Annotated in this window: 9 protein-coding genes; 6 read left to right on the top strand and 3 right to left on the bottom strand. The window is 52.2% G+C overall.

Features of this window, described 5'->3' with window-relative positions:
• The first annotated feature begins 363 nt into the window (after window positions 1-363).
• Window positions 364-849: a GNAT family N-acetyltransferase gene (locus Q1A48_RS17105; RefSeq protein WP_299947368.1), complete on the top strand. Its 486-nt coding sequence runs from the start codon at window positions 364-366 to the stop codon at window positions 847-849.
• A 57-nt stretch (window positions 850-906) separates the two neighbouring features.
• Here Q1A48_RS17105 and Q1A48_RS17100 read toward each other — a convergent pair whose 3' ends face one another.
• Window positions 907-1,374 (bottom strand): Rrf2 family transcriptional regulator, encoded by a 468-nt coding sequence (locus Q1A48_RS17100; RefSeq protein WP_299947366.1) that lies wholly within the window; start codon window positions 1,372-1,374, stop codon window positions 907-909.
• 141 nt (window positions 1,375-1,515) lie between these two features.
• Here Q1A48_RS17100 and Q1A48_RS17095 point away from each other — a divergent pair, with 141 nt between their 5' ends.
• The 4 genes from Q1A48_RS17095 to Q1A48_RS17080 all read left to right on the top strand — a co-directional run bounded on the left by Q1A48_RS17095 (window position 1,516) and on the right by Q1A48_RS17080 (window position 6,386).
• A complete protein-coding gene (locus Q1A48_RS17095; RefSeq protein WP_299947365.1) occupies window positions 1,516-2,124 on the top strand; it encodes a hypothetical protein in 609 nt (202 codons plus the stop codon).
• Window positions 2,125-2,144: 20 nt separating this feature from the next.
• Window positions 2,145-4,427 carry a nitric-oxide reductase large subunit gene (locus Q1A48_RS17090; RefSeq protein ID WP_299947363.1) on the top strand — a complete coding sequence of 761 codons (2,283 nt, stop codon included), beginning with the start codon at window positions 2,145-2,147 and terminating at the stop codon, window positions 4,425-4,427.
• A gap of 735 nt (window positions 4,428-5,162) precedes the next feature.
• Entirely contained in the window at window positions 5,163-6,002 is an 840-nt protein-coding gene (locus tag Q1A48_RS17085) for an SDR family NAD(P)-dependent oxidoreductase (RefSeq protein WP_299947360.1), read from the top strand.
• A gap of 123 nt (window positions 6,003-6,125) precedes the next feature.
• A complete protein-coding gene (locus Q1A48_RS17080; RefSeq protein WP_299947358.1) occupies window positions 6,126-6,386 on the top strand; it encodes a hypothetical protein in 261 nt (86 codons plus the stop codon).
• Between the two features lie 261 nt (window positions 6,387-6,647).
• Here Q1A48_RS17080 and Q1A48_RS17075 read toward each other — a convergent pair whose 3' ends face one another.
• Together Q1A48_RS17075 and Q1A48_RS17070 are read right to left on the bottom strand one after the other, a co-directional pair.
• On the bottom strand, window positions 6,648-7,895 hold the full coding sequence (locus Q1A48_RS17075) for a DUF945 family protein (RefSeq protein WP_299947356.1): 1,248 nt from the start codon (window positions 7,893-7,895) through the stop codon (window positions 6,648-6,650).
• 401 nt (window positions 7,896-8,296) lie between these two features.
• Window positions 8,297-10,192 carry an ATP-binding protein gene (locus Q1A48_RS17070; protein WP_299947354.1) on the bottom strand — a complete coding sequence of 632 codons (1,896 nt, stop codon included), beginning with the start codon at window positions 10,190-10,192 and terminating at the stop codon, window positions 8,297-8,299.
• 272 nt (window positions 10,193-10,464) lie between these two features.
• Between Q1A48_RS17070 and Q1A48_RS17065 the strand changes: the two genes are divergently transcribed.
• Complete coding sequence (locus Q1A48_RS17065) at window positions 10,465-14,235, top strand: nitrate reductase subunit alpha (RefSeq protein WP_299947351.1); 3,771 nt, start codon at window positions 10,465-10,467, stop codon at window positions 14,233-14,235.
• The last annotated feature ends 1 nt before the right edge of the window (window position 14,236 follow it).

Genomic DNA, 14,236 nt, shown 5'->3' with positions numbered 1-14,236 from the left:
GAGGTGCTATCAAAGCACAGTAGCTATGGCTTGTGCCTTCCTATGGCTACCCATGTGAAACGGGAACAGCCCCTAGCCATATTAGTTTTGGGCCTTTTAAGAAGCATCGGAGGTGCCTATGCATAACCCGGCCAGGCAGTTTGCTACGGGTCTTCAGTCCTCTGCGAGACAGCTTACTTTTGCATATTTTTACTGGTGCCAACAGTCGATCAGAGCGCTGCTTGATCACCAGAATTGACAATAACTCACCAATCAAAGTCGCCCCTGCGGCTGGATCTCCGCTCCGCGCTTTCAGCGCTGCACTCCGGCCCTTTATTGAGGTAGTATACGGTAGATTAAGGTTGAATTCGTGAGATTTATGAAATGCAAATTCGAGAATACAGTGACGGTGATTGGAATGATGTTTGGGAGATACTCAAATCGGTGTTTCAGGCAGGAGACACTTTTCCAAATTTACCAGATACTAACGAGCAGGAGGCTTGGAACTATTGGGTTAAACAACCAAAATATACGTTTGTTGCTATTGTTGATAAAACGGTAGTTGGTAGCTATCACCTTATGGATAATCAATCAGGTTTAGGGTCGCATGTTGCAAATGCGGGTTATATTGTTAGTCCGAATTATAGAGGCTTTGGTGTAGGCTATAATCTTGCTCAACATTCCATAGATTATGCTGTTGATACTGGCTATTTGGCATTACAGTTCAATTTGGTTGTATCCACGAACAAAGCTTCAATAGCATTGTGGGATAAATTGGGTTTCCAAATTGTTGGTACATTGCCCAAGGCATTCAAACATAAACAAAAAGGGTTTGTTGATGCTTATGTCATGTTCAAGTGGTTGGCCTAACAAATTTAGACAGTATCGCTCCTTCGGGTTTAGTAAACCGCTACAAATAACTCTTAGCTAGTGACTTTGCGTCGATTTCTCAGTTCTCACAGGGAAGGCCAGTATATTTATTAGAGCAGACTGATTCGGGCCCGATACTAGATCTTCCAAAGTGTATTGTTCTAGGCAAGTAAAAAAACTTTCCATAGCCTCGGCGAACATTTTCTTCAGCCAACACGCGGGAGTGATGACGCACTGATTATTTGGCCCAAAGCATTCTACTAATACAGTGTCTTGCTCGAATAGTCGTACTAGCTGTCCAACATTAATATCTTCGGGAGCTCGGCTTAATCGAATGCCTCCATACTTACCCCGCGTAGCGATCAAATAGCCTTTGAGACTTAATTCTTGTACCACCTTCATCAGATGGTTTTTGGATATTTCGTAGCGCTCAGCAATCTCTCTAATAGTTACTTGTTCTTGGTCCTGTAAAGCAAGGTACATCAACACCCGCAAAGAATAGTCCGTAAATTGTGTGATCCTCATTGGCAAAGTCCTTCATTGTGAAGCCAGGAATTTCAATCCTTGAAAATTTAAAGATGCATATAGTTTACATCATTGACTTTTGCGTGTAAATTGCCCGCTTAAAGATGTATATGATATGCATTTTATGTGGGAAAAGAGAGAATGTTTGGTCTCAAATGGTCGACCAACCAGATCCATAGGCGCCAATCAGGCGCAGATGTGTCATTCAAGACTGGTACTACTGTGGTAGGAGATATTTCGAATAAAGGCGCCCTGGAACCAGAGACCGCTTTCCAATACTTGGAGTCGTTGATTTATTTGAAAAATCAAGAAGTGAACACGGATTCATTAGCTTACAAAAATTCGACGAATCAGTCAAAAACCGACAACCATTATTGGCAATTAGTCATTAGCCAGATGGAGGGTATCGGCCTCCCAACAGCTCACTATCTTACACGGTCAAAACATATTTTTGACCAATTGGTCAATAGATCGATTTACTTAAGCAACACAAGGAAAAGCAGAGTTTATGTTTTTTCTGTGCTGGTTAACCACCCCAAGGAAAATCAGCCTATTGAAATTAGTGCAGTGGAGCACGAGCGCCGCATGTCAAATTTAAAAACTACTAATGCACAATCAAGTAATGTGGAGTCATCCCAAAAAATTAGTGATACCCGATGTATACGATATTTGGGGCTGCAGGCATTTTTAGGGGAGTTTGGAGTGAAAATTAATTTCAAAAATACCACTATATTTGAACACGCTAATTGATATTGGCAAGGATAATTCTGATGAGAGCATACAGATCTCTTTGGTGGACGCTGATTGGCGTCTTAGCTGTGACATTTTCAATACTTGGATATTTTGGCAGCGAGATATATCGGAAAGCGCCTCCGATACCCAACGCCTTTGTATCGGGGAATGGAGAAATATTGACCACTAAGAATAAAATTTTAGATGGTCAAACCTCATGGCAGTCAGTTGGAGGGATGCAATTGGGGTCTATTTGGGGGCATGGTGCCTACCAAGCTCCGGACTGGACCGCTGACTGGTTACATCGAGAGTTAGTTAATTGGTTAGCATTAGCAGCACAAGAAGAATTTGGTCTACGATACGAATCGTTAACGGAAAAAGAAAAATATGCATTGCGGTATGATCTTAAATTAGAGTATAGAACCAATACCTATAACCAAGACTCTGGAATTGTCACTCTATCTAAGCGAAGAGTAGCGGCTATAGAACAAACCGCTACATATTATGATGCACTTTTTGGAGGTGATCCCGCTTTACAACAAACCCGTGCACATTACGCCATGAAAGAGGTTACGTTACCTAACATTGATCGTCGAGCACGACTGACTGAGTTCTTTTTCTGGACATCTTGGGCAGCTTCGACCGAACGATCTATAGGCGGCGCAACCTATACTAACAACTGGCCTCACGAACCGTTAATTGATAATAAACCAACTGCCGAAAATATTATTTGGTCAATTATTAGCGTGGTCTTGTTGATTGCCGGTATAGGCGCACTGGTTTGGGCATGGGCGTTCCTACGTAATGAAGATAACCATCCGACTGCTCCCAAACAAGATCCAATTAGCACCTTTAATTTAACACCTTCACAAAAATCTCTTGGAAAGTATTTATTAATTATAGTGGGACTTTTTACTCTTCAAGTTTTCTTGGGTGGTTTTACTGCCCACTATACAGTCGAAGGACAAGGATTTTATGGTGTACAAACATCGGAATGGTTTCCATATAGTTTGGTGCGTACTTGGCATATTCAGGCTGCTCTTTTTTGGATTGCCACGGGATTTTTGGCTGCTGGACTCTTTCTTGCTCCAATTATAAATGACGGTAAAGACCCAAAACTCCAAAAGCTTGGTGTTGATATATTATTTTGGGCCTTAATGGTTGTTGTTATTGGATCATTTGTTGGAAATTATTTAGCCATTGCACAAGTACTGCCACCAGAACTCAGTTTTTGGTTGGGTCATCAAGGGTATGAATTTGTAGATCTTGGCAGGCTATGGCAGATCGGTAAATTTATCGGTGTTGTGCTATGGTTGATATTAATGCTGCGCGGTATCGTGCCAGCGTTAAAACAAAAGGGGGATAAAAATCTACTAGCTCTATTTACTGCTTCTGTTGTTGCTATAGGATTATTTTATGGCGCTGGTTTCTTTTATGGAGAGCGCACACATATATCTGTTATGGAATTTTGGCGTTGGTGGATAGTGCATTTATGGGTAGAGGGTTTCTTTGAAGTTTTTGCCACGACTGCGCTTGGATTTATTTTCTTTAACATGGGACTTGTATCTAAACGCATGGCTACCGTGACTTCTCTAGCTTCAGCATCATTGTTCTTGCTAGGAGGTGTGCCGGGTACTTTTCACCACTTATATTTCTCAGGCACAACGACACCGGTTATGGCTGTGGGTGCCACATTTAGTGCGCTGGAAGTAGTACCACTTATCCTGTTGGGCTATGAAGCCTGGGATCACTACAGCTTAAAAAACCGTGCAACTTGGATGGTAAAAGTCAAATGGCCTCTGATGTTCTTTGTGGCTGTTGCTTTCTGGAACATGTTAGGAGCTGGTGTACTTGGTTTTACTATTAATCCACCCATAGCTTTATATTATCTTCAAGGATTGAATACCACAGCCACCCATGCCCATGGTGCATTGTTTGGAGTATATGGGTTCCTGGCTTTAGGCTTTAGTTTACTGGTGCTTAGATATATTCGGCCACAATTAATGTTTAGCGAAAAATTGATGAAAACGGCGTTCTGGTGGATGAATATAGGTTTGGCCTTAATGATCTTCACTAGCCTATTGCCAGTCGGCATTATTCAGTTTATGGCGAGTGTTTCAGAAGGCCTTTGGTATGCTCGCAGTGAAACTATAATGCAAGGTGAAGTGCTCGTAACTCTAAGATGGATACGAACTATTGGTGACGTAGTGTTTATCATCGGTGCACTGGCCATCACATGGCAAGTAATACGGGGTGTATTGAGCCTGGAGGGCCAATCTGCTATGAACTCACCTTCTGGGAAACTTGAATCTATATCTTAGCAAGCATATAAACTAATGCAGCGTTACTGAGTTCTCCTACAGCAATGTCGCAATACTTTATTGACAAAAAAATCAAGATATGATTTATCTATAAGCGCCCTTACTAGTAAAGCAGGAGGGAAGAATACCCCCTCTCCCAGGACCGTATGAGGCATGGAGGCCGGTTACGAGCGTACAGGGATGTATTCACAGCGCGTCCTGGGGGAGGGGATTCTTTCCTTCTGACCCGATAGTAACCTTTCAAATCGCACTTTTGTTGGTAACTCATTGGGGGGGATTACTCGGTACATTCATTCTGTTTAAACATCCAGACATGTTTAGCAGTTACATAGTTGGTAGTCCATCAGTGTGGTTTAATAGAAGTCAAATATTGACTTCGCAGGTTATAAAATCTGAGTTGCCGATTAAAGTCTATTTATCTGTGGGTAGCTTAGAGCAACCAGACGTTGGTGAACGAGAGAATATGGTCTCTGGTGCAAAAAACTTGGCAAAGAAAATTACTTCTTTATCCGGTGATAATACTACGCTCAAATTTGATGTCATTAATAGAACTAGGCATTCTACTGCATTTCCAACGACCTTGATCCAGGGCTTAGACTGGATTTATGGTAAGCATGAGTAATTTGCGCACAGAAAGCCAGCCAAAATATCTGGCAAACCTGGCAGACTTCGCAATAAATTTTTGCCTTTGCTAACGACACAAGCTTTACAAGCTTCCACTGGGAAAGTATCGCAATGGATGAAAGACAGTATTTCAAAGGAAAGATAGGGCTCATTACGGGAGGGGCTTCTGGAATTGGAGCTTCGCTTGCCCGGCTACTCGCTGAATATGGCTGCCATGTAATTGTGGCAGATATACAGGAAAGGCTTGCCGCTCAGGTTGTAGAAGAAATTAAAGCTTCAGGGGGTACTGCTCAATCGGTGATGCTGGATGTACGAGTTTTTCGAGAATTTCACCGAATCGTCAATGATGCACCTCATCTTGACTTTCTTTTCAATAATGCAGGAGTGGGTGTTGGTGGCTATATATCCGACCACGAAATGGAAGATTGGAAGATAGCTATTGATGTTAATTTGTATGGCGTAATCCACGGTGTTCGTTGCGGTTACGAAGTAATGCGAAAGCAAGGTTCTGGGCATATTATCAATACAGCATCAATGGCAGGTTTGGTTCCTTCACCAGCGATGGCGGCGTACTCTGCATCGAAGAGTGCGGTAGTATCACTTTCAAAATCTCTACGCGCGGAAGCAGCGGAGCTTGGTATCAAAGTGAGTGTCTTGTGTCCTGGCGCTGTGAATACCCCGATTTTAAAGGGAGGTGGAATTAATGGCAGGATGCCCACAGCAATACCACGAGAACAGCAAGCGGCGATTTTTGAGTCACTTGGGCCAATTTCGTCTGAAGCCTTTGCGAAGAGGGCGTTGCAACAAATTGTAGCGAATAAGGAGGTCATTATCGTTCCGTCAAAACTAAAATTGTTATGGTGGTTGGAAAGGCTGTGGCCATCCATGCTCACTAATATTGCTTTCAAACAAATGCAAAAAATATTACGGCCTCTGGGTTTACAAAGATAAGCTGGTTTTTCGTAACAGAGCTAACAAGGCTGTGAGATATCGTCCACACAAAATATGGTTCGGGCTCGATAATGCCGCTGTTTACCTTAGCATTATGAGTCATCGTTGTAATGAGGGGTTCTTATGAATTTTGAAAAATGGAAAGTCACACGAGAGAAAGGTAAGAAAAGGTTTCTTTGGGTTAATGGCGCACTTCAATGGGGTATTACAACAGCCTTGCTGTGGTCTTTGGTCATGCAGGTCACTAATCCGGTTGAACCAATATGGTTTCGTCCAGCAATTGCACTAGCCTTGTTTCCCCTCGGAGGTTTGTTCTGGGCGCATTTTGTTTGGCAGTCCTCTGAATCAAAGTACAAAGATCACGAACAAAAGGTGAACCCATAACAATCACAGGCCGGCTGTGCCGGCCCTTGCAGGCGTTATACGCCAGCCGTGAATTGTTTTGACGGCCCGGAGGGCATAGCACCATAGCACTGGAAGAGGCACGTTCGGCACTTTCTTTTTCCTGGCTGGCCATCTAACCGTCGATTCTGTCCGGGGTAATAGACCGATGGTATATGCAGCGATTACCTCAGAAACCGGGCCTGCCTTTTGATATTGTTGGGCTGTGCAGATATACGCCGCAAAGCCCTTTCCAACAGGTTGCTAGAGGGTTCCGGTCAGCGCCATAATAAACAGATCGGGCGGCAATAGCTGGCCGTTGACCTGAAGCTGGCCCCGATTCACTTCGAGGAGCATCTGGAGTTCGCCATCCTGCTCCAGAAGCAGGCCGTATTCGCGCAGTAACAACGCTTGTGCCACCAAAGGCGACTGCAACAGAGCCGGTTCCGCTGCGCTCAGGGTCACGGTGGCCACCAGGGGCTTCAGCCACTGATTGAGGAGGTTGCCGTAACGCTGGCGTGGAGGGCGCTGCATGCCGCGCCAATTAATCTCAGCGTCCACCAGCACCGGACCGTTGCGGGATTCCACCGCCAGTTGTTGTTGCAATCGCAGCGGCGGGCGCATTGCGTTTGGCCAGTCCCTTCGTGCAGAGGGCAGCAGGATACTCAGGTAGTGGCCCAGATTCACAGCCCTGATATTCGGCAGTGTTATCTGCTGTTGAACAGAGGTTATTGGAGTGGTCGATTCCACATCCGGCAACTGCAAGTCGCTGATCAGCTTCAGGGTATTTCCGGCCAGTTGTTCCAGGGTCAGGTTCAGGCTGATATTGCGCAGCGCCACCGGGCCGGAATCCGATTCCATGCGCAGCAGCGGCAGATGCAACTGGGCATTTCCGCCGCGGCCGGGGGTAAACTGAAATGTCCCTTTCAGCGGCTCCACATAGAATACCTCTGCACCCTGGCGGGTCTGGCGCAGGGTGCCCAGGTCCACACTGCCGGTGAGCACTGCCCCGGTATAGTCGGTTTCCACCGATACCTCACCGCCATCAAAGGCCAGTTCCCCGCGCTCACCGATGTGTTGAAAAGGGGCTAGGCGCAGGGTGTTGAGCACCCGGTTGTCCGCCGTCACGAGGGATTCAAGCACCACCGGGCTGCCCTGCAGGCTGCCGTATAGCCCTTCAACCTGCGCGCGCAGCCCTGCCGGTAACTGTTCTGGCTGCAGGCGGGTCTCGCTGTAGACCAGCCCCACTTTGGGGCCCTGCGCAGTGAATAGCAGGGGGCCGTGGTGGATTTCGGTATGCAGCTCCGTCTTGTCGTTTTGTAGGGGAACCTGGGTATGGGTTTCGGCACCAAACCAGCCGCGCTGATAACCGGTGGATACCCCCCCCTGCAGCCTGCCCAGTTGTTGCTTCCAGATTTCCTCCACCTTCGGGCCGATAAACCCAGGTGCCGCCAGGGCGGAGATCACCAACACGGCGAAAAGAATCAACAAGAGCGCGCGCAGCAGCTTCATAGGTACTCATTTTTGTGGCTGGAATTTCGTCGATGTTAGCAGATTGTGCGGAAATTGGTGCAATAGGGGCGCATTGCATTCCGCAGGCTGATAAGGGCTTGAAACGGTAACGGCAATCCCGCCTCAGAGACGGACCCAGGCAGGTACCACCGACCAGGCTTCAGGCAGCCAAGCGGCCCGGATTTTAGCCCGACAACCGCAGGGGTTACTGGATGAATAGAGCACGGAAAAACCGCCAGAGGCCGAAGGCGGTCGCAAGGTTTGAAAACCAGGCGGCAGCCTTTGTCCGCAACAGGGTGGAAAACTGCCTATAGTGTGGCCTTGTGGCGGGGAAAATGGCTTTTGCCCAAGCTCTGGTGCTGCCGGCGTATCGCCGGGACGGCACGGCGGAATAACACCCCTTAAACCGCCTCGCGCCACACCAGCTCCCGCTCGCGTGCGTAGTGGGGGACAAAGTGAAATTGCACCTCGGTGCCGCCCTCTTCGCGCCGGCGGATATGCAGTTTGCCGTTCAGGTTGCTGGCGCGCTCCTGCATGATGGACATGCCGAAGTGATTACGTTTTTCCGGTGCATTGCTGATGCCGATGCCATTGTCGCGAATGCATACATTGAGGGCGTGCTTGTCGGCCTGGGTCAGGCTGATCTCCACCCTGTCTCCCTGGGAGTGGTACACGGCGTTTTGCGAGGCCTCGCGCACCAGCTGCAACAGGTGGATTTCCTCGTGGGGGGTGAGGGGCACCTCATCCAGATGGTAATCCAGCAGGATGCTGATTTGCGGGTGCTGCTCGCGGTAGGCGAGGATGGACTGCTCCAGGATGCCGCGCAGTCCGCCGGGCCCGACCTGCAGGCGGAAGGTGGTGAGCAGTTCGCGCAGCTGGCGGTAAGAGGCATCCAGGCCCTGTTTCAGCTCTGCGATGATTTCCTCCACTGCGGCTCTGTCCACCTGGTCGCGGCGGTTGGCGCGGTTGAGGCGGGTCACCTGGATTTTCAGGTAGGAGAGGGACTGGGCCAGGGAATCGTGCAGTTCCCGCGCGATAATGGCGCGCTCATCCAGCAGGGCTACGCGCCGGTCCTGGGCTTCGCGCTCGTTGATGGCGATGGCGGCGGTGACGCTGTCGGCGAAGGTGCCCAGGCGCTGTTGCTGCTCTTCATCCAGACTTTCCCCACGGGGCAGGCTGCACATCAACACACCGTAGTTGCGCTTGTCCACTTCCAGGGGAAAGCGGTATACGCGGCTCTCGCCCTCCTCGGAGGGACCGCAGGTGTTCACGCACATACGGCACTCACTGCCGCTACAGTATTCGTTGCCCAGGCCCTGTACCAGGTGTTCATAGGGGGCCTCGCCCTCCGGGGTCATCAGGCACAGATCCAAATTGTTCAGGCTCGCCACATTGGCGAATTCACCCAGCCACTGGCCCAACTCGGCGCCGGGCAGGGGCCCCTCGCTGATGCGTCGCGCCAGGCGGTACTGAAAATCCAGCGCCTCGTGGCTCTTTTGCAGTTGCGCGGTTTTCAGCTCTACGCGGTGGGCCAGGTCCCGGTGGGTGGCGTGTATCTCATCGCTCATATCATTGATGGTGCGCGCCAGCACTCCGAGTTCATCCTTGCTGTCGATTTCCAGAGGGGGCTGATGGAAATTTCCCTGAGCGATGCTCAGGGAGCGGTTGGTGAGCAGTTTCAGGGGCTGCTCCACGGAGCGGTGCAGAATATACAGGGAGAGATATACCAGCACGACAGTGGCGAACAGGGAGCCCAACTGTACCAGGCGGAGTAAATTGATCTTCTCCTCGGCGATGGTCTGGTAGTCGAACACCAGGGTGTCCACATCGGTGATAAACGGTTCCAGGCGCGTGGCCAGTTGCAGGGAATCCATTGCAGATCGACCTGCGGCAATAGAGTCCAATAGTGGGCGGATCTCGCCTTCCCAGCTATCGATTACCTTGCGGAAATTCCGCGCCGCGCGCAGATTGTCGCTGGCGCTGAAGTCAGAAATGCTCAATACCCGTTCCAGGCGCCGCGCTACCCCATCCGTCAATTCGGCGGTGGCCTCGATATCGCCAGAGGGCGCTGTGGCGGCGAGCCGGTAACTCATGGCGCGCAGGGAGCCGGCCAGGTTCACCGCGGCGGCGTCATTTTCTGCGGCATCGGAGATGATATAGGAGGCCACCATGGAGCTCAGTGCCACCAGTACGGTGAGCAGCATCAGGGTGCCGATGCGGTAGACGATGGACTCTCGGATTCGGTTCAGCATATCGGGTCGCTTTGCTCCCAGGGGGCTGTAGTCGGGTGCCTCCATTGTGCCGCCCATTGGCGCTCAAATTTGTGGGTACCCACAAAGAGCGCCAGTTTCGCACAAAACTCAACCTTTTGTCTGTTTTTTGATCAAGACCCTTGCCAATAGGGACCCCGCTGCAGATCGGGTTGAGCGCCAGCAGTATTTCCCTACCCATTCGGGGGTAGTTTGCCGCATTTCTACCCACTTTTGATCAGGTGATCCCCAAGGGGTGCGCTTTTATATTCCCCCTAAACCAAGGTTCTAACCGCATACCGATGCCCTGGGAGTACCGCATGAGCCATTTCCTGGACCGACTGAAATACCTGAAAAAACATAAAGAGCCCTTTTCCGGGGGGCATGGGGAAAAAACCGATGATGACCGCAGCTGGGAAGATGGCTACCGCCGTCGCTGGCAGTTCGACAAGATTGTGCGCTCCACCCACGGGGTGAACTGTACCGGCTCCTGCAGCTGGAAGATTTACGTTAAGGACGGGCTGGTCACCTGGGAGACCCAGCAGACCGATTATCCGCGCACCCGCCCGGACTTGCCCAACCATGAACCCCGCGGTTGCCCGCGCGGCGCCAGCTACTCCTGGTATATGTACTCGGCCAACCGCCTCAAGTACCCGAAGATCCGCAAGCGCCTGGTGAAACTCTGGCGCGAAGCCAAGCTGAACCACAGCGATCCGGTGGCGGCCTGGGCCAGCATCGTCGAGGACCCGGCCAAGGCGAAATCCTACAAAGAGCGCCGCGGTATGGGCGGCTTTGTGCGTATCAAGTGGGACGAGGCCAACGAGTTGATCGCCGCCGCCAACGTCTACACCACCAAGCAATACGGCCCCGACCGGGTGACCGGATTTTCGCCGATCCCCGCCATGTCCATGGTGTCCTACGCTGCCGGTGCCCGCTACCTGTCCCTGATCGGTGGCAACTGTCTGAGCTTCTACGACTGGTACTGCGACTTGCCACCCGCCTCCCCGCAGATCTGGGGCGAGCAGACCGACGTGCCCGAGTCCGCCGACTGGTACAACTCCAATTACCTGATCGTGTGGGGCTCCAATGTGCCGCAGACCCGTACCCCGGACGCACACTTCCTCAGCGAAGTGCGTTACAAGGGTGCCAAGACCTGTGTGATCACCTCCGATTACTCCGAGTGCTCCAAGTTTGGTGACACCTGGCTGGCACCGCGCCAGGGCACCGATGCAGCCCTGGCGATGGCTTTCGGCCATGTGATCCTGAAGGAATTCCACGTCGACAAGCCCAGCGCCTACTTTACCGAGTATGTGCGCACCACCACCGATATGCCGATGCTGGTGACCCTGGAAGAGCGCGACGGCAAGCTGGTACAGGGCCGCTTCCTGCGCGCCTCCGACCTGGCGGATAACCTCGGCCAGGAAAATAACCCCGAATGGAAAACCATCGCTATCAATCACGATGGTCAGCTGGTCTCTCCGCAAGGGTCAGTGGGCTACCGCTGGGGAGAGCCCTCAGCGAAAGAGGGGCGTGGCAAGTGGAATATTGAGCAGCGCGACGGCCGCAATGGTGAAGAGGTGACACTGAAGCTCAGCCTCAAGGACTGCGCCGATGAGATTGCGCAGGTGGCCTTTCCCTACTTCGGTGGCCAGAGCCACGAGCACGACTACTTCCAGCACACCGATCACGATGACGTGATCGACTACAAGGTGCCGGTGAAATTCGTGCAAAACAAGGATGGCGAGATTCTCAAGGTGGCCAGCGTCTACGACTTGACCCTGGCCAACTACGGCGTTGAGCACGGCCTTGACGACCCCAACTGCGCGCAAAGTTACAACGAAGACAAGCCCTATACCCCGGCCTGGCAGGAAAAGGTGACCGGCTGCCGCCGCGACAACGTGATTCAGGTAGCGCGGGAATTCGCGCGTACCGCCGACAAGACCCGTGGGCGCTCCATGGTGATTGTGGGCGCCGCGCTTAACCACTGGTACCACATGGATATGAACTACCGCGGCCTCATCAATATGCTGATGCTGTGCGGTTGTATCGGTCAGAGTGGCGGCGGTTGGGCCCACTATGTGGGGCAGGAGAAATTGCGCCCGCAAACCGGCTGGACCCCGCTCGCCTTCGGTCTCGACTGGCAGCGCCCACCGCGCCATATGAACGGTACCTCCTTCTTCTACAACCACGCCAGCCAGTGGCGCTACGAGAAGCTGGAGATGGAGGAAGTGGTATCGCCGCTGGCGGATAAGCGTAAGTGGCAGGCTTCCATCATCGATTACAACAGCCGCGCCGAGCGTATGGGCTGGCTGCCCTCCGCACCGCAGCTGGGTATGAACCCGCTGCAACTGACCAAAGATGCCGCCGCTGCGGGTATGTCCGCCAAGGATTACACCGTACAGCAGCTCAAGCGCGGCGCGCTCAAGTTTGCCAACCAAGACCCGGATAATCCGCAGAACTATCCGCGCAATCTGTTTATCTGGCGCTCCAACCTGCTGGGTTCCTCCGGTAAGGGCCACGAGTACATGCTGCGCCACCTGCTCGGCACCAAGCACGGCCTGATGGGTAAGGACCTGGGCGAAGCCGGCGGCAAGAAGCCGGAAGATGTGGCCTGGCATGACACCCCCAGTGAGGGCAAGGTGGACCTGTTGGTGACACTGGATTTCCGTATGTCCACCACCTGTCTCTACTCCGACATCGTATTGCCCACTGCCACCTGGTACGAGAAGGACGATCTCAATACCTCCGATATGCACCCCTTTATCCACCCCCTCACCAAGGCGGTGGACCCGGCCTGGGAAGCGCGCAGTGACTGGGATATTTTCAAGGGGGTAGCACAGAAATTCTCCGAACTGACCGACGGCCACCTGGGGGTGGAGAAGGATCTGGTGACCCTGCCGATCCACCACGATACCCCCACCGAAATCGCCCAGCCCTTTGGGGTGAAGGCCTGGTGGAAGGGCGAGTGCGATCTGATTCCCGGCGTTACCGCGCCGAGCATGATCGAGGTGGAACGCGACTACCCCAATACCTACAACCGCTTTACCTCTATCGGTCCGCTGCTGGAAAAGCTCGGCAATGGCGGCAAGGGCATCAGTTGGAACACTGATGACGAGGTGGACTTCCTCAAGAAGCTCAACCGCACCTGGAAGGACGAGACTGCCCGCGATGGCCGCGCGCGTATCGACAGTGCCGTGGATGCCGCCGAGATGATCCTGTCGCTGGCACCAGAAACCAACGGCCAGGTGGCGGTGAAGGCCTGGGAGGCCCTGGGCAAGATCACCGGTCGAGATCACACCCACCTGGCCAAGCCCAAGGAAGACGAGAAGATCCGCTTCGCCGATATCGTGGCGCAGCCGCGCAAGATCATCTCCTCACCCACCTGGTCCGGCCTGGAAGATGAGCATGTGAGCTACAACGCCGGCTACACCAACGTGCATGAGATGATCCCCTGGCGCACCATCACCGGTCGCCAGCAGTTCTACCAGGATCACGAGTGGATGCGCGATTTTGGCGAGAACCTATGTGTGTACAAGCCCCCCATCAACCTGAAAACCGTACAGCCGGTACTCAACCAGAAGCCTAACGGTAATAAGGAGATCCTGCTGAACTGGATCACCCCGCACCAGAAATGGGGTATCCACAGCACCTACTCCGACAACCTGCTGATGCTCACCCTGTCCCGCGGTGGACCCATCGTGTGGATGAGTGAGCACGACGCCAAACTGGCAGAAGTTGAGGACAACGACTGGATCGAGATTTTCAACGTCAACGGTGCCATTGCCGCCCGCGCGGTAGTGTCCCAGCGGGTGCCCGACGGCATGGCCATGATGTACCACGCCCAGGAGCGCATCGTGAATACACCGGGCGCGGAGACCACCGGCACCCGCGGCGGTATCCACAACTCCGTCACCCGCGCGGTGATGAAACCCACCCATATGATCGGCGGTTATGCGCAGCAGTCCTACGGTTTTAACTACTACGGCACCGTGGGCTGTAACCGGGATGAATTTGTGGTGGTGCGAAAAATGAACAAGGTGGACTGGCTGGATGGCGAAGATGTCAAAGAGCCGGCGCGAGAGGAGGTGTAGC

The sequence above is a fragment of the uncultured Microbulbifer sp. genome, assembly GCF_947489355.1.
Classification (GTDB): Bacteria; Pseudomonadota; Gammaproteobacteria; order Pseudomonadales; family Cellvibrionaceae; genus Microbulbifer.
The sequence above is the reverse complement of the archived record's forward strand: the minus strand, read 5'-3'. Positions and strand labels throughout refer to the sequence as shown.

What these genes read in the sequence shown, in the direction of transcription:
- Q1A48_RS17105 (WP_299947368.1), top strand. Translation starts at nt 364, where the DNA reads ATGCAAATTCGAGAATACAGTGACGGTGATTGGAATGATGTTTGGGAG.
- Q1A48_RS17100 (WP_299947366.1), bottom strand. Translation starts at nt 1,374, where the DNA reads ATGAGGATCACACAATTTACGGACTATTCTTTGCGGGTGTTGATGTAC.
- Q1A48_RS17095 (WP_299947365.1), top strand. Translation starts at nt 1,516, where the DNA reads ATGTTTGGTCTCAAATGGTCGACCAACCAGATCCATAGGCGCCAATCA.
- Q1A48_RS17090 (WP_299947363.1), top strand. Translation starts at nt 2,145, where the DNA reads ATGAGAGCATACAGATCTCTTTGGTGGACGCTGATTGGCGTCTTAGCT.
- Q1A48_RS17085 (WP_299947360.1), top strand. Translation starts at nt 5,163, where the DNA reads ATGGATGAAAGACAGTATTTCAAAGGAAAGATAGGGCTCATTACGGGA.
- Q1A48_RS17080 (WP_299947358.1), top strand. Translation starts at nt 6,126, where the DNA reads ATGAATTTTGAAAAATGGAAAGTCACACGAGAGAAAGGTAAGAAAAGG.
- Q1A48_RS17075 (WP_299947356.1), bottom strand. Translation starts at nt 7,895, where the DNA reads ATGAAGCTGCTGCGCGCGCTCTTGTTGATTCTTTTCGCCGTGTTGGTG.
- Q1A48_RS17070 (WP_299947354.1), bottom strand. Translation starts at nt 10,192, where the DNA reads ATGGAGGCACCCGACTACAGCCCCCTGGGAGCAAAGCGACCCGATATG.
- Q1A48_RS17065 (WP_299947351.1), top strand. Translation starts at nt 10,465, where the DNA reads ATGAGCCATTTCCTGGACCGACTGAAATACCTGAAAAAACATAAAGAG.